We start from the raw sequence: 19,345 nt of genomic DNA, 5'->3' as shown, positions 1-19,345 counted from the left end.
TAAAATCCAATGATATAATGTGACCCAAGTCACACTATTCAACTTAATTAATACCTCGATAAGCCCATTGCCCTCCTGTTTTTGCAGCCGTTTCGGCTGATGTTGGCGTCGCGCAACCGGCTGTAGTGAGTAAGGATTTTATCTATGGGTACATTAACCGCCGGCATCGTCATGATGCGCTGGGAATTACTGAGCGCTTTTCTGATGTTCTGCACCAGCCAGCTCAATATCGTTTGCCGCCAGTCGAGCCGCAATACGATGGCTTTCGTTTGTAGTGGTCTCGGCCTGACCGTGACCTGTTTCTTTGTCATGAGCCTGATGGGCATGACCTACAACGCCGCCGCCATCGCGCAATTCTGGTCAATGACCAAGGATGTGTTTTTTGACGTGATGAGTAAAACCCCGACGGATATGCCTTTCTACTATTAATTCCGTTTTGTATTAATCCCGCTTTCGCCCGTCTTATTTTCGGGCAGAACCCCCGTGTTCTGCCCGGTTCATTGTGCAAAAAAGCCTATCGCCTGCGCGATTTAATCGCTCATTCCAGCACTGCATCTTCATCAAATCCTAATTGTTTGAAATTGCGCGGTATATCGAGCGTCTTTTTGTAGCCATCTGCCCGATTACCTGTAAATTGCGATCTGTCTCCACGAGTAAAAGATAATGTGTGGCCGGTCAAAACTATTGATTGCTAATAGTTGAACGGTCGTATTAGATTCTCACACTATACTTTTCTTAGAATGATCATTGATTTGTTTGCTTCAGGCTGCTGAATTTTCAATGTTTTGGCATCCCTGCTTATGGCTGAAGGAATTCCGATGAATACGCATCACATGCTTGGCGCGTTTGTATTACTGGTAAGCTCTGCTTCTGCACTGGCGGTTGAAACGGCGGGTATCCCCCAAAATCAGGTCAAAGAGCGCAATGCGTTCATTGCCGATCTGATGAAAAAAATGACCCTCGATGAAAAAATCGGGCAGTTGAATCTGGTGACCGTCGGGACGGATTATCCGAAAGAAGCCATCATGGCAGATATCCGCGCGGGCAAAGTCGGGGGCGTGTTTAACACCGTCACCAAACCCGATATCCGTCGGCTTCAGGATGAAGTGAAAAACAGCCGTCTGAAGATCCCACCTTTTTATGCCTATGACGTCGTTCACGGTCAGCGCACGATTTTCCCGATTAGCCTCGGCCTCGCCGCCAGTTGGGATATGAGCGCCGTCGCCACCAGCGCCAGGATTTCTGCCAAAGAGACCGCCGCCGATGGCCTGAACATGACCTTCTCACCGATGGTGGATGTCACCCGTGATCCACGCTGGGGCCGCGTTTCTGAAGGTTTCGGTGAAGACACCTATCTGACGTCGCGCCTTGCACATGAGATGGTCACCGGTTATCAGGGCAAAGACCCGTCAGGGCCAGACGCCGTGATGGCCAACGTCAAACACTACGCGCTGTATGGCGCTGTTGAAGGCGGCCGCGAATACAACACCGTGGACATGAGCCTGACCCGCATGTTCAACGACTATATGCCACCGTACAAAGCCGCAGTGGATGCGGGCGCGGGCGGCGTGATGATTGCGCTCAACAGCGTTAACGGCGTACCGGCGACCTCCAATACCTGGCTGCTGAAAGATATTCTGCGTGACGACTGGCAATTCAAAGGTCTGACCGTCAGCGATCACGGCGCGATCGGCGGCCTGGTCAAACACGGCGTGGCAGAAGACGATCGTCAGGCAGCGGCCATGGCGCTGAAAGCCGGTGTCGATATGGACATGGCCGACAACATGTACGGTAAGTATCTGAAAGGATTACTCGCCGACGGGCTGGTCAGCCAGAATGACATCGACCGTGCCGTGCGTGACGTACTCGCGGCCAAATGGGACATGGGCCTGTTTGTGGATGAGTACCGTCATTTAGGCCCGGCCTCCAGCGACCCGGCGGATACCAATGCCGAAAGTCGTCTGCATCGCACCGAAGCGCGTGAAGTGGCGCGTACCTCGCTGGTGCTGCTGAAAAACAACAACCAAACCTTGCCGTTGCACAAATCAGGCACCATCGCGGTGATTGGCCCGCTGGCTGACAGCAAACGTGACGTAATGGGCAGCTGGTCGGCGGCGGGTAAAGCCGCGCAGGCCGTGACCGTCCTGCAGGGCATGAAAGACGTCCTCGGCGATAAAGGCAACGTGCTGTACGCACGCGGCGCTAACGTCACCGACGATCAGGCCATGGTGGATTTCCTCAACTCTTACGACAAACAGGTCATCAACGACACGCGTAAGCCGCAGGACATGATTGACGAAGCGGTGAAAACGGCTGAGAAATCAGACGTTGTCGTCGCCGTCGTGGGTGAAGCGCAAGGTATGGCGCACGAAGCGTCCAGCCGTTCTGAACTGAACATTCCGCAAAGTCAGCGTGACCTGCTGAAAGCGCTGAAAGCGACCGGCAAACCGCTGGTCATCGTTCTGATGAATGGCCGTCCGCTGACCCTGACGTGGGAAAACGAAATTTCTGACGCGATGCTCGAAACCTGGTTCAGCGGCACCGAAGGCGGCCATGCAATTGCCGATGTGTTGTTTGGCGATTACAACCCGTCAGGCAAACTGCCAATGACCTTCCCGCGCGAAGTCGGCCAGATCCCGTTGTATTACAGCTTCCTTAATACCGGCCGTCCGTTTAATCCGCAGCACCCGGATAAATACACCACCCGCTATTCCGATATCACCAATGGCCCGCTGTTCCCGTTTGGTTATGGTCTGAGCTATACCGACTTCAGCGTCTCTGACGTAAGTCTGTCGACCACCACCATGGATGCCAAACATCCGCTGACCGCCAGCGTGACGGTGAAAAACACCGGTAAACGCAGCGGAGCGACCATCGTGCAGCTGTATTTGCAGGATGTCACCGCGTCTATCAGCCGTCCGGTGAAACAGCTGAAGAACTTCGAAAAGGTTGAACTGCAACCGGGTGAGGAAAAAGTCGTGACGTTTACTATCAATGAACCGGATTTGCGTTACTACAACGAACAGCTGAAATGGGCGTCTGATCCCGGCAAATTCAACGTGTTCATTGGTCTGGATTCACAGAACGTTAAGCAAACCAGTTTCCTGCTGAAGTAATTTATCGAAAGTGATTTCCGGGTCGGAACCCAGGCCCGGAAATCGGTCAAAAGCCCGTTGAGCACTGACGGCGTACGGTAATTCGCGCCCCTGTGCTCAATGGCAATTTCTGTCCGCAGACTGGATATATAACGGACAGTTGCTAACCTTAATTTCAATGTGTTATGCCCTTTTGCCTTTATCCGCCGGATGCGGAGCGTTGCGAGTGGGCTCAACAGAGTAAGCTCCGTCTGTGCTGACTGTCGCCAGGTTCGCACAAAGCCGGCGTTTTGCGTTCTTTGCGGAGAAACATTCATGGTCGACTCACAAGATGCCTCCATCCTGTACCTGCATTTCGGTACGCCCCGCCCATACTGGCGACTGGGTTCAGACAGCAATGCACTGGAGTTATCTGCTGAGAAAGGCATCGTCAACGTCGCCATCTCCCTGACGCAATGGCAGGCAGGAAAGATCCGACAACTGACCGGGATCACCTCAAGTTTCACGCTGGACATTACGCTGTTCGGATCCTCCGTTCGCCTGTATCTGGTGGGCCGCAAAATTGACAGTCAGGTCTGGGCGGGCACCGCATCGGCATATCAGGACACCGAATCCGTCGCACACGATTTAGAAGTCGGGCTGACGTTTGCCGAACAGGTGGTTTCTGAGGCGAATTCCGTAATCGTGATTATCGATCAGGAAGGCAAAATCCACCGGTTTAACCGGCTGAGCGAAGAGTACACCGGCCTGCGCGAAGTCGATGTCATCGGGCGCAGCGCATACGATTTATTCATGTCGATGGAAGAAGGTCTGGCCTCACGCCAGAACATCACCAGTTTCTTTCAGCATCAGCAATCCTATGAAGTAGAACGCTGGATCAACACCGTTAAGGGCCAGCGTCTGTTTCTGTTCCGCAATAAATTCGTCCACAGTGGCAGCGGCAAGCAGCAAAAATATCTGATCTGCTCGGGGTCTGACATTACCGACGAACGTAAAGCGCAGGAACGGTTACGCGTTCTCGCCAATACCGATCTTGTCACCGGCTTCGCCAACCGCAACGCGTTGCAGGAATCTCTGGCCACCGCGCTGAAAGACCGGGGGGAGAATAAAGTCGGGCTGATTTATCTTGATCTCGATAACTTCAAAAAAGTGAACGATGCTTACGGGCACATGTTTGGTGACCACCTGCTGCGCGCGGTATCCGATGCCATACAGGATTGCCTCTCAACCAACGATAAGCTTGCCCGGCTCGGGGGCGATGAATTTATTATTCTCAGTACCCACGCTGAAATCAAAACGCTGGAATCGCTGAGCCAGCGGGTTTTACATCGTCTGAGTATGCCGTTTCGCATCGGACTTATCGAAGTGTATACCGGCTGTTCCGGCGGGATCGCCCTCTGCCCGGAACACGGTATCGACGGCGATACTCTGCTGCAAAACGCAGACACCGCCATGTACGTGGCGAAGGAAAAAGGCAAAAACTCTTACTGCGTTTTCTCGCCGGAAATGAATCAGAAAGCCGCCGAATATATGTGGCTCGACACACATTTGCGAAAGGCGTTGGCCGATAAAGATCAGCTGGTGCTCTATTACCAGCCGAAAGTCTCGCTGTACGGGGCGGTCAACAGCGTCGAGGCTCTGCTGCGCTGGCAGTCACCGGAACGCGGGCTGATTCAGCCGCAAAGCTTTATCCCTTACGCCGAAGAATCCGGGCTTATCACACCGCTCGGCAAATGGGTGATCGAAACCGCAACACGTCAGGCAACGGAATGGCAGAAAAAAGGCCTCAATCTGCGGGTGGCGGTGAATCTTTCAGGCCGTCAGCTTAATAACGGCTCCTTTATCACCACGCTCGCCGAAGCGATGAAAGCCTCGGGCATGAAGGGCTGCCTGATGGATTTTGAGCTGACAGAAAGCTGTCTGGTAGAAGATGAAAATGCAGCCGTGGCGATGATCAATCAGCTGCACAAGCTGGGTGCGCAGGTGCATCTGGATGATTTCGGAACCGGGTACTCTTCCCTGTCACAGCTGGCGCGTATTCCGCTGGACTGCATCAAGCTGGATCAGAGCTTTGTTCGTGGGATCAATGACGATCCGGTTTCGCAGGCGCTGGTTCGGGCGATTGTGGCGGTGGCAAAAACATTGCAACTGACCGTCGTGGCAGAAGGCGTGGAAACAGCGGAAGAAGAGAAGCTTATCGATGAAATCGGGGTAGACAGCAAACAGGGCTTTCTTTACGCCAAGCCAATGCCCGCGATTGAGCTGGAGCACTGGCTTGATGATAAAAACGTTGCTTCACCCAATGTGTTTAAACATAAAGCAAAACAGAAATAGCGCCAGTGACGGGCTTTTTCTGCCTGCTGCTAGCCGGTTTTACGCAAGGACGCCGTATGCCGGTTTTGCAGCATGACCAGCCGCTCCATGTAACTCAGATCCTTCTCCTCCAGCGTAAATGCGGCATCCACCCAGTCCTCCGTGATATCCATCAGTTCCGAGCGCGATAGCTGCAACACACGCTGACGCGCCCGGATCATCGCCCTGATCCCGTTGAGCTTGGGCCGCAACGTATCCATAAAGGTACGGGTGGCGTTGAATGCCTCACCGGGCTGGAACAAGATATCGACTAGCCCCCGGCTTTCAAACCACTCCGCCGTATGCGATTCGCCGGTGGTAATCAGCTCCTCCGCGAGCCGCATGCCGGCTTTTCGTGACACCAGTGAATAACCGCCCATGCCGGGGAACAGGTTAAACGCGATTTCCGGGAACCCCATGCGGGCCGTGTTCTGCGCCAGCACGTAATGGTGCGCCAGCGCCGCTTCAAACCCGCCGCCAAGCGCGGTTCCCTCGATCATCGATAAACTGATAGCACCGACATCAAATCCGCGCGCAGCGGCGTGTACGCAGTCCACACAGGCTCTGGCGTAGGCACGCAACGCTTCGCGCTTGTTATTGACGATAGAATCCACAAAGAAGCTGAGATCACCTCCCACGTTATACATGTTGGGCACCAACGAACCGGTTACCCAAAAATCGAAACGCAGCCCGGACGCTTTCGCGGCGTAGGTGAGCGTCATGATGTCTTCGATAAGCTCCTGATTAAAACAAGGACGTGGATAAGACCTGAGCATCATCCACATGACATTACGGCCTTCTTCATAATAGGCAGCAATTTGCGACAAATGCCCGGCTTCGGTAAACGGACGGCAGGCTGTATGGTCAATAAGATTCATAGTATATATCCAGGTTAGAATTGAAATTTAGGGTGAAGCAGCTCCAGCCTAGTCCAGCTCTAACCCGAACTGAATCGATTCCAGTTGTTTTTATAAGATTATTCCTAACGAGCATGAGTCAGGAAAAAAATGTTAAAAATAAACAACCTGCATCTAATCAATGTTGTGTAAAAACAGTGAAAGAATCAATTTCTCTGCTACAACGTAATAATTCGCCTCCTCAGTAATATTCTTTTTAATTAAATAAACCCGATTAATAATATGAGGAAGCGTAAATAAACCTTCCCGATTTTAGCCAGAGTGATATGCGTCACAATCATTGCTCAGCCGCTTTCCAATTCTTCCGCCACCCGCTAAATTGAATTCATCTCCTCCGACCACTTAAGAGAATTCCATGACTGAACGCGCTTCGCCGTTTTATCCGCACCTGCTGGCGCCGCTGGATTTAGGTTTTACGCAGCTGAAAAACCGCGTGCTGATGGGTTCCATGCACACCGGTCTTGAAGAACTTGAGGACGGGCCGGAGCGGCTGGCGGCGTTTTATGCCGAGCGCGCGGCGGCGGGGGTCGGGCTTATCGTCACTGGCGGCATTTCGCCCAATGCGCAGGGCGTTGTCTATCAGGGCGGTTCGATTCTGGCCGAACAGGAGCACATCACACATCACCGCATGGTGACTCGCGCGGTGCATGCCGCCGGGGGCAAAATTGCGCTGCAAATTCTGCATGCTGGTCGCTACAGCTATCAGCCCAATCCGGTTGCGCCTTCTGCCCTTCAGGCACCGATTAACCGCTTTACGCCTCATGCGCTGACCGAAGAAGAGATCGACACCACGCTGAAAGATTTCGCCCGCTGCGCTCTGCTGGCTAAAGAGTCTGGCTATGACGGTGTTGAAATCATGGGCTCGGAAGGCTATCTGATTAATCAGTTTCTGGCTGCCAGAACCAACCAGCGCACCGATCGCTGGGGCGGCAGCGCGGAAAATCGCATGCGCTTTGCGACAGAAGCGGTGCGCCGCGTGCGCGAGGCGTGCGGGCTGGAATTCATCATCATTTACCGCCTGTCGATGCTGGATCTGGTGGAGGAAGGGTCGGACTGGCAGGAAGTCGAAATGCTGGCGCAACGCATTGAGCAGTCCGGTGCGAGCATCATTAATACCGGTATCGGCTGGCACGAAGCGCGTATTCCCACCATCGCCACCATGGTGCCACGTGCCGCATTCAGCTGGGTAACGCAAAAGCTGATGGGCAAAATCGGCATTCCGCTCATCACCACCAACCGCATTAACGATCCTGATGTGGCGGAGAAAATCCTCGCCGAAGGCTGCGCCGATATGGTTTCGATGGCGCGCCCGTTTCTCGCCGATCCGGCGTTTGTCGAGAAAGCCGCACAGGGTCGGGCGGATGAAATTAATACCTGCATAGGCTGCAATCAGGCGTGTCTGGATCAGATTTTCGTCGGCGAAGTGACGTCCTGCCTGGTTAATCCGCGCGCCTGCCATGAAACGCAGATGCCGGTGACCCGCGCGGCAGCGCCTAAACGCCTCGCCGTGGTCGGCTCCGGCCCTGCCGGTCTGGCTTTCGCAACGACTGCCGCCAGCCGCGGACATCAGGTCACGCTGTTCGAGGCTCACCGTGAAATTGGCGGTCAGTTTAACATTGCTAAACAAATTCCCGGCAAAGAAGAGTTTTACCAGACCCTGCGCTATTACTCACGTCAGCTGGCGTTACTCGGTGTGACGGTGCGCCTTGGCGAAACCGTCAGCGGCAACAAGCTCACTGGCTATGACGAGGTGATCCTCGCCTGCGGGATCTCGCCGCGTTTGCCAGACATTCCTGGTATCGATCACCCGAGCGTGCTGACCTATCTCGACGTGCTGCGCGATAAAAAACCGGTCGGCAGCCGCGTGGCGATTATCGGTGCAGGCGGGATTGGTTTTGATACCGCCGAATACCTGATCCACAACGGCCCGTCATCAAGCCTCAGCAGCCGCGCGTTCAGTCATGAATGGGGAATCGATCAGTCGCTCACGCAGCGCGGCGGCCTTGCGCCACAAGGCCCGCAGCCGGAACCGGCAGCGCGGGATATCGTGCTGCTGCAACGCAAAACCACCAAAGTCGGCGCAGGACTCGGTAAAACCACCGGTTGGATCCACCGCGCCAGCCTGTTGCAGCGCGGCGTGAAAATGCAAAATGGCGTCAGCTACGAGCGCATTGACGATGCCGGATTGCATCTGATCATGAATGGCGAACCGGTGTGTCTGGCGGTGGATAACATCATCATTTGTGCCGGACAGGAACCGCAGCGCGCGCTGTATCAGCCTTTGCAGGAAGCCGGAAAAACCGTGCACCTGATTGGCGGGGCCGACGTTGCGCTCGAACTTGATGCCCGCCGGGCCATAGAACAAGGCACCCGGCTGGCGCTGGCAATCTGAGAAAGTACAGACGAAAAAAAAGCCGCGTGAGCGGCTTTTTTATTGAGAATGTCATTCAAATCAATGCTGCGACGCCGTCTTCACCGCACGCAGAATCACGAACTTCTGGTTGGTGGCGATGGTGGTGCAGTTACCGAACAACCGGCGCAGTTTCTGGTAGTAATCCAGATGACGGTTGCCGACGATACGCAGTTCACCGCCGGTTTGCAGGCAACGTTTGGCATCACAGAACATACGCCATGCGGTGTCATCACTGACCACGGCGCCCTGATGGAATGGCGGGTTACACAGCACCGCGTCCAGCGTTTCGCGCTCAACACCGGCCAGCATGTTATTCACTTCGAAATGACAGCGGCTGACATCCTGCGGCAAATTGTTTTCGACGTTGATGCGGCTCGATTCCACCGCCATGTAGGATTCATCCACGAACAGCATTTCGGCGTCCGGGTTCAGTGCCAGCGCAGTCATGCCGATCACGCCGTTACCGCAGCCTAAATCCACCATACGCCCTTCAATACCTTCCGGCAGGTGTTGCATAAAGAAACGTGCGCCGATATCCAGACCGCCACGTGAGAACACGTTCGCGTGGTTGGAAATGCGGAATTCGGTTTCATCCAGCGCCCACTCTGCGATCACCGGTTCGGCTGCCTGCGCAGGCAGCGTCGCTTCACAGTGGATCAGACGCGCTTTTTTCCACGCCAGACTGGTTTTGGTCGGGCCAAGAATTTTCTCGAACAATTGTAGCGTCGAGGTGTGGATATCACGGGCTTTCGCCCCGGCGATGATCTGCGTCTCAGGCGTTACAACTTCGCGCAGGGCCAGCAGTTGCTGTTCCAGCAGCGCCAGCGTTTTTGGCACTTTGATGATGACCAGACCCGGATTGATCGGCAACGGCACCAGGCTGCTTTGCGCGGCCACGGCGTCTTCATCAAACCCGTTCAGACGCAGGTTATGGCGCGTCGCCAGCTGGCTCATGAAAGAGTCATTGATGCTGGTTGGATTGAACTCCTGTAACGCACAGGCCAGCGCACCAAACGCATCGTTGAAAATCAGCAGCGGACGGCCATTGAGCTCAGCGGTGTTCAGGGTTTGCAGCAGATACTCATCGGCCGCTTCCCAGGCCTGCAACTGCGTTGCCGCTTCGTCCTGCGGATAACGTTCCAGACTCAGTTGCAGCAACTGACCACCTACTTCGGTTTCGAATTGGCTCATTGGCCCTCCTCAATATTCAATTTGCGCTGTTTATCCCCTAAATTGGGCTATCAGTAAAATGTTTTTTCAGTTAAAAAGGGGTTTATCTGCCGGATCCCTGCGATCGCGCCAAAATCCATGCTTATCGCTGCGGCACCTTTTTCCCGTCAATAAGAGACAAAGCAACCAGTTATGCCTGAATTGACCTATCTGCAAGGCTATCCCGAGCATCTTCAGGCTCAGGTGCGTCAGTTAATCGACCAGGAACGTTTAGGTAAAGTATTACTGACGCGATATCCGCAACCGCACGAGCTGACCACCGATAAATCGCTCTATCAGTATACGCTGGACCTGAAGAACCAGTTTCTGCGCAGTTCATCGCCGTTAAGTAAAGTGGCCTACGACAACAAAATCCACGTGATGAAGCACGCGCTGGGGCTGCACACCGCCATATCGCGCATCCAGGGCGGTAAGCTGAAAGCCAAGGCGGAAATCCGCGTCGCGACCGTCTTTAAAAGTGCGCCGGAAGCCTTTCTGAAGATGATCGTGGTGCACGAACTGGCACATCTGAAAGAAAAAGATCACAACAAAGCATTCTACAGCCTGTGCTGTCATATGACGCCAGACTATCATCAGTTAGAATTCGATACGCGCATGTACCTGACGCATCTGGAAATATTCGGTAAGTTGTACCAATAATAATTCACTACCAACTATAGGGATTTCTCATGATTCGGTTTGCGGTAGTCGGAACTAATTGGATCACCCAACGCTTTATTGATGCTGCGCACGAAAGCGGCAAGATGAAACTGACGGCGATTTATTCACGTACGCTGGAAGGTGCCAAAAAGCTGGGTGAGGATTATCCGGTCGGGCACTTCTTTGATTCACTGGACGAAATGGCCGCCTCTGATGTCATTGACGCCGTGTATATCGCAAGCCCGAATTCCCTGCACTGCCAGCAGTCGCTGTTGTTCCTGCGCCATAAAAAACACGTGATTTGTGAAAAGCCGCTGGCCTCCAATCTGGCCGAGGCTGAAAGCCTGATAGCCTGCGCGAAAGAAAATAACGTCGTGCTGTTCGAAGCGTTTAAAACGGCCTATCTGCCAAATTTCCTGCACATGAAGGGCGCGCTGAACCGCATTGGTAAGCTGCGTAAAGCTATTTTCAACTACTGCCAATATTCGTCACGTTATCCGCGTTATCTGGCCGGTGAGAACCCGAATACCTTTAATCCGGCGTTTTCCAACGGATCAATCATGGATATCGGCTATTACTGTCTGGCCAGTACCATCGCGCTGTTTGGCGAGCCGGAGTCGGTCACTGCCACGGCGACCCTGCTGGAAAGCGGCGTGGACGGTCAGGGCACGGTGATCCTGGCGTATGTCGACGACTTCGAAGTGGTTATCAACCATTCCAAAATCAGCGATTCCCATCTGCCGAGCGAAATTCAGGGCGAAGAAGGCACCTTGCAGATGGAAAAACTGTCCGAATGCCAGACGCTCAGCCTGACGCCGCGCGGCAGCCAGAAGCTGGATCTGACGCAGCCGCAGCACATCAATACCATGCTGTATGAAGCGGAAACTTTTGCAATTCTGGTGGATAACCAGTTTGTCGCCCATCCGGGGCTGGAAGTGTCGCGCATCACCGCCAAAGTATTGACGGAGATCCGCCGTCAGACCGGTGTGGTATTCCCTGCTGACCATCAGCCTTAACCTTTGTCGCAATTCGGGAGTCACCGATGACTGCATCCAGTCCGAAGCCGTTGTTGATTTTGCAAACCGGTCACGCACCGGAGCCTATCCGTCGTGCGCACGATAATTTCCCGCAGATGTTTATCCGTCAGGGCGATATCGATCCGCAGCAGGTGGTGATTGTCGATTTACAGGCTGGTGAACGCCCGCTGCCGCCTGACCAGTATTGCGGTGCGATTATTACCGGTTCGCGCAGCATGGTGACCGAGCATCTGGCGTGGAGCGAGGAGGCCGCAGACTGGGTACGTCTGGGCATGTTGCAGGAATTGCCGATGTTTGGCGCCTGCTACGGACACCAGCTGATGGCCTACGCGCTGGGCGGCGAGGTGGATTACCATCCGCAGGGCATTGAAGTCGGTACCCACGAGGTCACGCTGACGCCCGCCGGGCATCTCGATCCGCTGGTGTCGCAGCTGCCGGCGCAGTTCGCCGCGAATCTTATCCATCTGCAAACCGTGGTGACGCCCCCGGCGAGGGCGACGGTTCTGGCGAAAACGCTGCACGATCCGCATCAGATCTTGCGCTACGGCCCGAATGCCATCAGCACGCAGTTCCATCCTGAATTCAGTCTGGCGGTGATGAAAACCTATCTGTCGTGGCTCGGCTCCATTGCCGAAGACGACAGCGTGGACTTTACCCATCAGGCTCAGCAACTTAGCGAAACGCCGCTCAGCCAGGGATTACTGCTGGCCTTCGTCGGCGCGCTGGGTAAGCGTCAGGCGCTGGCGGGTTAATGTGCAAAGATATGTCAAAATGTTGACAGCAGTAACACTTTGAATTAATTTTCAACCTGCAAAGGGGAGTAACTTCTTCGTCGGATAATCGTCATTACGGTGTCTGAACCCGCGTTAAAACGCCGTCTCAGTCACCCGGTTACCGGGGCAAAAAATCTTTTTAAAAGAGGATTTTTTGTAAGTGAGACCTTGCCGGAAGGCGAGGTTGCTTATAGCTCAGAGAGAGCGGCTAACGTCTTCCGACGCTGGCCGTTTTTTTTTGATGTTTTTTCGGAGGACAACGTAATGATGAATTCAGTGGGCAACCCGATGTTGTGGGGCGCGTTTGCTGTGGTGGTGGTGATTATGCTCGCCTTCGACCTGCTGTTGCAGGGGCGCAAAGGTGCGCAGGTCATGACCATGAAAAGTGCGGCCATCTGGTCGCTGGTGTGGATTGGCCTGTCGCTGCTGTTTAACTTCGGCTTCTGGTGGTATCTCAACGGCGAAGTCGGTCGCGAAGTGGCGGACGCGCAGGCGACCATGTTCCTGACCGGTTATCTGCTGGAAAAAGCGCTGGCGGTGGATAACGTCTTCGTCTGGCTGATCCTGTTCAGTTATTTCTCCATCCCGGCAAACCTGCAACGCCGCGTACTGATTTACGGCGTGCTCGGCGCCATTGTTCTGCGTACCGGTATGATTTTCGCCGGCAGCTGGCTGGTAGGTCAGTTTAGTTGGATCCTGTACGTCTTCGGCGCGTTCCTGCTGTTTACCGGCATCAAGATGGCGCTGACCAAAGAAGACGACGGCGAGGTCGGTGAGAAACCGATGATCCGCTGGCTGCGCAGTAAAATGCGTATGACCGATGAATTGCATGGCGAGAAATTCTTCGTGCGCCGCAACGGTATTTTGTTTGCGACACCGTTGCTGCTGGTGCTGATTATGGTCGAGCTGAGTGACGTGATTTTCGCAGTCGACAGCATTCCGGCGATCTTCGCCGTGACCACTGACCCGTTCATCGTGCTGACGTCGAACCTGTTTGCGATCCTCGGCCTGCGTGCGATGTACTTCCTGTTGGCGGGCGTGGCAGAACGTTTCTCGATGCTGAAATACGGTCTGGCAGTGATCTTAATTTTCATCGGTATCAAGATGCTGCTGCTCGACGTGTTCCACATTCCGGTGGGCGTGTCGCTTGGCGTGATCGCTACGATTCTGATCGTCACCCTGCTCATTAATACCTGGGTGAACCGTCGCAACGATCGTCAGAAAGCCGGTCATTCGTAACGACAGATGGAATAAAAAGCGCGGCCGCTTCACCGGTCGCGCTTTTTTGTTTTACGCAACCACGTTACTTCACACCCGCCAGTAATTTCTCCAGCGGATACACCACCGCGAGCACCACTTCGTCCTGCACTTTGGCTGCGTCGTCGAGTTGCGACTGCGCCTGATGGCGTTCCTGCGCGTTCAGCGTTTCGCCTTTTTGCAGTTTCTCCAGCCAGATCAGGCCATTTGCCGACAATGCACCGAGCTGTTCCGCCACCGGCTGCAACGGTTTCAGCACGTAATTTTGCACCAGCACCGGTTTCACCTGCTCCGCGCTGCGCTGCCAGCTTTCAAGCTGAGAGCGCACGGCCTGCGCCGCCTGTGCATTTTGCGGATCCTGCACCAGCGCGCTGACGTGAGTACCCAATTCACGCACCGCGTTGCTTTCCGCCGGTAGCGCATCGGCCAGACGGTTCAGCGGTTCGGCCTGGGTGTAATGTCCCGCCTGGAATTTGATGTGCTGACGGGTGTAATACTGCGCCGGTTCGAGTGCGGTGGAGAAGCTCAGAAGCGGCGCGATATCAGCGCTGTTTGACAAGCGCGTCATCAGCCGCGCGGTTTCGGCGTGCTGTTGCAGCCCTGCCGATACCACTGACCAGGCGTCGATTTTTGCCAGCCGCTGATACATGTTGCCCGTATCTTTGACGTCCTGCGCCGACCACAACCGTTCAGCCACCACAAAACCGCGCGGCCAGAGCTTAATGTCCAGAATCTGCGAAGTGATATTTTCCTGCCAAAGCGCTGCTTCACCGCCGAGGATATTCTTCATTCCTGCCGCATCCGGCACGACCGGCGGCTGGCCGTCAGGCACGGCGCTGAGCGGGCTGCCAGTGACCGGATACCGCGCATTGCCGATGATGAAATAGCCGCCGAGTTTGCCGTCTTTGAGCGTCAGCACCGGTTGCGTATCGCCCATCCAGGTATCGACCGCAAACCGGACATTGCCGTCGTCTTTCACCACCACATCACGCACCGCGCGGCGGGTTTTTCCGTTGAAATCAATAAACCCGCGCCAGCCGTTTTTACCTTCAATCAGCGTGAAACTGCCGTCCACCGGTTTACCTTTCAGGCGCGGCATGGTGAATGTCCAGCTTTGCGCTTTCTCGCCGTCGGCGACGTTCTGATCGACACCGAGCGGCTGCGGCAGAATTTCGTTGCGATAGTGATAGGCCGAACTGTGCGGTTGATCGAGATAGAAGCCGGTAGACAAAATCCCCTGATAGCCCTTCTGCGCACTGGCGCCGAGAGAGTCCGGCCCCTGCCATGACTGGATCACAATGTCATGCGGCAGATCCGGGTGGAAGATCTCGTCCCAGCCGACCATTTTGCGCTGATGCTGATGAAGGATCGCCTGTAACCGGGTGTTGAAATAGGCCTGCAACGCGTGCGTATCGGCAATGCCCTTCTCTTTCATGAACGCCTGAATCGGCTGCGAATTTTTCCACTGCGTCGCATCCACTTCATCGCCGCCGATGTGCAGGTACGGATCGGGGAAGATCTGCGTGAGCTCGCCGACCAGCGCATCGGCAAAGGCGTAGACTTTTTCATTGCCCGGATCGAGCGTCGGTTCATGCACGCCCCAGGATCGTTCCATTTTGTAAGGTCCCGGCGCACTCAGCAGTTCGGGATACGCCACCGCAATCGCCGAAGCGTGGCCCGGCATATCGATTTCCGGCACCACGCGGATCCCAAGCTTCGTGGCGTAAGCCACCACCTCTTTCATCTGCGCAACGGTATAAAACTGTCCGTCACTCGCCAGCGCCTGCAATTTGGGATATTTCTGCGATTCAAAGCGCCAGCCCTGATCGTCGCTCAGATGCCAGTGCAGGACGTTAAGTTTCGCTGCCGCCATACCGTCGAGCTGGCGTTTGATATCGGGGACTGGCAGGAAGTGACGGGCGGAATCGAGCAGGACGCCGCGCCACGCAAAACGCGGCTGGTCATGAATGCTGACCAGCGGAATAAAAGTATTCTCGCCGTCGTTCTGCACCAGCTGCAACAGCGTTTCCATGCCGCGCATTGCGCCGAAACGGGTATTAGCGGTAAGCGTCGCGCCCTGCGGCGTCACGGTCAGCTGATAACTTTCATCGCTGTCCGGTTCAGGCTGTTCAGCCACTTTTTGTTTGATGATGATGTTAACGGCGGCCTGTCCGCCCGCGTTTTCCTGGGCCTCAGGCAATAAATACCAGCCGGTTTGCCGGGCAAGCCGTTCGCGCCAGCGGTTTACTTCGGGCATCAACTGGTCGCCGCTGACCTGGATCTGCAAAGCATCCGTCAGCACAAATTTGCCCGCCGGTGAGGTGACCTCCACCTGCTGCGGCCACGGCATCAGCGGTAAATTTCCGGCCGGTGCAGCCAGAGCGGAGGCGGTGAGAAAAAGTGACGTTGCAAGAAGGGTACGGTGGAAAGGCAATAACATCGGTGAAATTCCTCAGATTAAGACAAGCATCGTAGATGAATGAAATACAAAGGAATAACTATAGCCGGTGGTGAAAAAAAAGACGGTGACTGAGTTAACAATCACCGTCTTTCTGTGACATCGTAGTGGTTACTGCCAGCCGTAGCGGCGCACGAACCAGCCTTTGACACACTGGGTCAGCACCATATAGCCCGCCAGAATCGCGATCAGCCACGGGAAATAGCTCAGCGGCAGCGCCTGCAGTTGCAGGAATCCGGCAACCGGCGAGTAGATCAACGCGATGCCGGTGACCACCACCATCAGCGTCATGATGCACAGCGGCCATGAGGCGCGGCTCTGGATGAACGGCACTTTACGGGTGCGGATCATGTGGACAATCAGCGTCTGCGACAGCAGCCCTTCAATGAACCAGCCGGACTGGAACAGCGTCTGCGCTTCAACGGTATTGGCTTTAAAGACCCACCACATCAGGCTGAAGGTGAGAATGTCGAATACGGAGCTGATCGGCCCAAAGAACACCATAAAGCGGCCGATATCACCGGCGTTCCAGCGCTGCGGTTTCGCCAGTTGCTCTTCATCGACGTTATCAAACGGGATCGCCACCTGAGAGACATCGTAAATCAGGTTCTGAATTAACAGATGCAGCGGCAACATTGGCAGGAACGGCAGGAAGGCGCTGGCAACCAGCACGCTGAACACGTTACCAAAGTTGGAACTGGCAGTCATTTTGATGTATTTCAGCATATTGGCGAAGGTTCTGCGCCCTTCTGTCACGCCCTGCTCCAACACCATCAGGCTTTTTTCCAGCAGGATAATGTCCGCCGCTTCTTTGGCGATATCCACCGCCGAATCGACCGAAATCCCGATATCCGCCGCCCGCAGCGCAGGCGCGTCGTTGATGCCATCCCCCATAAATCCAACCACGTGGCCTTCGCCACGCAGCACGCGTACGATGCGCTCTTTGTGCATCGGGGTCAGTTTGGCGAACACGGTGGTTTCGCGGGCGACGCGCAACAGCTGCACATCATCCAGTTCATCAATATCACTGCCCGTCAGCACCGTATCGACTTTAAGGCCAACGTCTTTGCACACTTTACGCGCCACCAGCGGGTTATCGCCGGTGAGAATTTTGACGGTCACGCCTTTACGCTGTAACGCTGCCAGCGCCGGAGCGGTGCTCTCTTTTGGCGGATCGAGGAACGCGATATATCCGGCCAGAATCAGGCTGGATTCATCGGGCACGCCGTAACCCACCGTACGCGCAGGCATCACTTTGTGCGCGACGGCCACCACGCGCAGCCCCTGCTGATTAAGGTCGTCCGTGATGCGGCGGATCCGCGTCAGCAGCGCATCGGTCAGCGGCACAATCTCACCGTTGAGCTGCACCAGCGTACAAATCGACAGCATCTCTTCCAGCGCGCCTTTGCAAATCAGGCGATGGTTCTGATCGTTCTCCGCGACCACCACGGACATGCGGCGGCGATCGAAATCGAACGGGATCTCATCGACTTTCAGCGAGTTATGCGCGGTCGCGATATCGCCTGCATCCAGCACCGCCACATCGAGCAGATTTTTAAGCCCGGTCTGATAATGGCTGTTGAGCCACGCCAGATGCAGCACATCGTCACTGGTCACGCCGAGCACATCGGTGTGGCGTTCCAGCACGATTTTGTCCTGCGTCAGCGTCCCGGTTTTGTCGGTGCAGAGAATGTCCATCGCGCCAAAATTCTGGATGGCGTCCAGACGTTTGACGATCACTTTCTGACGCGACAGTTTCACCGCGCCTTTGGCCAGCGTGGAAGTGACGATCATCGGCAACATTTCCGGCGTCAGCCCGACCGCCACGGAGAGCGCAAACAGCGCCGCCTCCCACCAGTCGCCTTTGGTGTAACCGTTGATCACCAGCACCACCGGCGTCATCACCATCATAAAGCGGATCAGCAGCCAGCTGACTTTGCTGATCCCGGCCTGAAAGGCGTTCGGCTGAGTGTCTTCCTGCACCACACGCTCGGCGAGCTGGCCGAACCAGGTTTTGCTGCCGGTCGCGATCACCATCGCGATCGCCGTACCGCTGACCACGTTGGTGCCCATAAAGCACAGCGTGTTGAGTTCCAGCGGATCGTTTGCGATGGGTTTCTTTTCGCAGGCGTGCTTTTCCACCGGCAGGGATTCGCCGGTCAGTGCGGCCTGGCTGATAAACAGATCCTTGGCGGAAAGAATGCGCAGATCCGCCGGGATCATATCCCCCGCCGAGAGTTTGATCAGGTCACCCGGCACGAGCTGGCTGATGGCGATTTCCACCGTTTCGCTGCGCCCGGTTTGTGCGTCGCTGCGCAGTACGGTGGCGGTGTTGCTGACCATCGCTTTCAGCGCATCGGCGGCTTTGTTGGAGCGCGCTTCCTGAATGAAGTGCATAAAGGTGGAAATAAACACCATCGCACCGATCACCAGCGCCGCCGTCAGATCGTCGGTGGCGTAAGACACCAGACCGAGCACGGTCAGCAGCAGGTTGAAAGGATTGCGGTAGCAGTGCCACAGATGCACCCACCATGGCGCTGGCTGCTGATCGCCGGTCTGGTTCAGGCCGGAAACTTCACGGATGGCGTCCGCTTCCGGTCCGGTCAGCCCTTCGGGATGGCTGCCAAATTGCAGATACAGCTGGTCTTCAGTAGCGCGTGCGCAGGCCTGACAATGCGCGGCCATCGCGGCAGGCACAGCCTGTGCGGCGCGGACTGACACATTTTCGAGCATCGGATCGCGGCGGACTAAGCGGCGCGGTAAATTACGGCTGAGCGCGCTGAGCAGCCGGGAAGTGAAATTTTTGAACATGATTCGCACCTTTGTTGCGTCCACGGCAAAGCTGCCGCAGACATGGCAAAAGGGTTTACAAAAACGGCGCGAACGAAAGACGTGCGCCACCGCTTACCTGATAACTTTTAATGTCACGGTAAGCAGTAGCAAAAATGCGGGTGCTTACCGGATCACAACGGACCTACTGAATTGGGGTCGGGTTCCATGGGTTTTCACCTCCGGTAAGGAACGGTTTGGAAATTCATACGCATCGGGCAGGAAAATCCGTTAGGGTATCGGTTTGCTATTGCGCAACTTCGATATTTGAGCGGAGTATACGCCTGTGAACTGCAACCATTTTTAAACCTGATCAACTTAACCATACAAAATAATTATACAAAC

12 protein-coding genes are annotated in these 19,345 nt (G+C 55.2%); 8 read left to right on the top strand and 4 right to left on the bottom strand.

What is annotated here, in order from left to right:
- Positions 1–144: 144 nt before the first annotated feature.
- The 3 genes from I2123_RS04730 to pdeR all read left to right on the top strand — a co-directional run bounded on the left by I2123_RS04730 (position 145) and on the right by pdeR (position 5,429).
- Entirely contained in the window at positions 145–429 is a 285-nt protein-coding gene (locus I2123_RS04730; RefSeq protein WP_112164626.1) for a YjcB family protein, read from the top strand.
- 389 nt (positions 430–818) lie between these two features.
- Positions 819–3,116, top strand: coding sequence for a beta-glucosidase BglX (gene bglX, locus I2123_RS04725; protein WP_213051878.1), 2,298 nt, complete (start codon positions 819–821; stop codon positions 3,114–3,116).
- A gap of 294 nt (positions 3,117–3,410) precedes the next feature.
- The gene (gene pdeR / locus I2123_RS04720; RefSeq protein WP_112164624.1) at positions 3,411–5,429 is read left to right on the top strand and encodes a cyclic di-GMP phosphodiesterase; all 2,019 of its coding nucleotides are present in this window, start codon (positions 3,411–3,413) and stop codon (positions 5,427–5,429) included.
- 29 nt (positions 5,430–5,458) lie between these two features.
- On the opposite strand, the gene I2123_RS04715 is transcribed toward pdeR, so the two are convergent.
- Positions 5,459–6,325: a crotonase/enoyl-CoA hydratase family protein gene (locus I2123_RS04715; protein WP_112164623.1), complete on the bottom strand. Its 867-nt coding sequence runs from the start codon at positions 6,323–6,325 to the stop codon at positions 5,459–5,461.
- A gap of 394 nt (positions 6,326–6,719) precedes the next feature.
- Between I2123_RS04715 and I2123_RS04710 the strand changes: the two genes are divergently transcribed.
- Complete coding sequence (locus I2123_RS04710) at positions 6,720–8,756, top strand: NADPH-dependent 2,4-dienoyl-CoA reductase (RefSeq protein WP_213051877.1); 2,037 nt, start codon at positions 6,720–6,722, stop codon at positions 8,754–8,756.
- A 60-nt stretch (positions 8,757–8,816) separates the two neighbouring features.
- Here I2123_RS04710 and rlmG read toward each other — a convergent pair whose 3' ends face one another.
- Positions 8,817–9,968, bottom strand: coding sequence for a 23S rRNA (guanine(1835)-N(2))-methyltransferase RlmG (gene rlmG, locus I2123_RS04705; protein ID WP_213051876.1), 1,152 nt, complete (start codon positions 9,966–9,968; stop codon positions 8,817–8,819).
- Positions 9,969–10,139: 171 nt separating this feature from the next.
- On the opposite strand from rlmG, the gene I2123_RS04700 reads away from it, so the two are divergent.
- From I2123_RS04700 to I2123_RS04685, 4 genes are all read left to right on the top strand, one after another.
- Positions 10,140–10,646 carry a M48 metallopeptidase family protein gene (locus tag I2123_RS04700; protein ID WP_056782395.1) on the top strand — a complete coding sequence of 169 codons (507 nt, stop codon included), beginning with the start codon at positions 10,140–10,142 and terminating at the stop codon, positions 10,644–10,646.
- A 29-nt stretch (positions 10,647–10,675) separates the two neighbouring features.
- The gene (locus tag I2123_RS04695) at positions 10,676–11,662 is read left to right on the top strand and encodes a Gfo/Idh/MocA family protein (RefSeq protein ID WP_213051875.1); all 987 of its coding nucleotides are present in this window, start codon (positions 10,676–10,678) and stop codon (positions 11,660–11,662) included.
- Between the two features lie 26 nt (positions 11,663–11,688).
- Entirely contained in the window at positions 11,689–12,435 is a 747-nt protein-coding gene (locus I2123_RS04690) for a glutamine amidotransferase (RefSeq protein WP_112164619.1), read from the top strand.
- A gap of 285 nt (positions 12,436–12,720) precedes the next feature.
- Positions 12,721–13,695 (top strand): TerC family protein, encoded by a 975-nt coding sequence (locus I2123_RS04685; RefSeq protein ID WP_112164618.1) that lies wholly within the window; start codon positions 12,721–12,723, stop codon positions 13,693–13,695.
- Between the two features lie 64 nt (positions 13,696–13,759).
- Here the strand turns inward: I2123_RS04685 and I2123_RS04680 are convergent, their stop codons facing one another.
- On the bottom strand, positions 13,760–16,153 hold the full coding sequence (locus I2123_RS04680) for a beta-N-acetylhexosaminidase (RefSeq protein WP_213051874.1): 2,394 nt from the start codon (positions 16,151–16,153) through the stop codon (positions 13,760–13,762).
- 129 nt (positions 16,154–16,282) lie between these two features.
- A complete protein-coding gene (mgtA, locus tag I2123_RS04675) occupies positions 16,283–18,985 on the bottom strand; it encodes a magnesium-translocating P-type ATPase (RefSeq protein WP_414063933.1) in 2,703 nt (900 codons plus the stop codon).
- Positions 18,986–19,345: the final 360 nt, after the last annotated feature.

The organism is Rahnella inusitata (genome assembly GCF_018288855.1).
Lineage (GTDB): Bacteria > Pseudomonadota > Gammaproteobacteria > Enterobacterales > Enterobacteriaceae > Rahnella > Rahnella inusitata.
Note: the sequence above shows the minus strand (reverse complement) of the source record. Positions and strands in the feature narration are given on the sequence as shown.

Coding starts and splice junctions, on each gene's coding strand:
- rlmG (WP_213051876.1), bottom strand. CDS start 9,968: ATGAGCCAATTCGAAACCGAAGTAGGTGGTCAGTTGCTGCAACTGAGT.
- I2123_RS04730 (WP_112164626.1), top strand. CDS start 145: ATGGGTACATTAACCGCCGGCATCGTCATGATGCGCTGGGAATTACTG.
- I2123_RS04690 (WP_112164619.1), top strand. CDS start 11,689: ATGACTGCATCCAGTCCGAAGCCGTTGTTGATTTTGCAAACCGGTCAC.
- I2123_RS04700 (WP_056782395.1), top strand. CDS start 10,140: ATGCCTGAATTGACCTATCTGCAAGGCTATCCCGAGCATCTTCAGGCT.
- I2123_RS04710 (WP_213051877.1), top strand. CDS start 6,720: ATGACTGAACGCGCTTCGCCGTTTTATCCGCACCTGCTGGCGCCGCTG.
- I2123_RS04695 (WP_213051875.1), top strand. CDS start 10,676: ATGATTCGGTTTGCGGTAGTCGGAACTAATTGGATCACCCAACGCTTT.
- I2123_RS04680 (WP_213051874.1), bottom strand. CDS start 16,153: ATGTTATTGCCTTTCCACCGTACCCTTCTTGCAACGTCACTTTTTCTC.
- pdeR (WP_112164624.1), top strand. CDS start 3,411: ATGGTCGACTCACAAGATGCCTCCATCCTGTACCTGCATTTCGGTACG.
- bglX (WP_213051878.1), top strand. CDS start 819: ATGAATACGCATCACATGCTTGGCGCGTTTGTATTACTGGTAAGCTCT.
- I2123_RS04715 (WP_112164623.1), bottom strand. CDS start 6,325: ATGAATCTTATTGACCATACAGCCTGCCGTCCGTTTACCGAAGCCGGG.
- I2123_RS04685 (WP_112164618.1), top strand. CDS start 12,721: ATGATGAATTCAGTGGGCAACCCGATGTTGTGGGGCGCGTTTGCTGTG.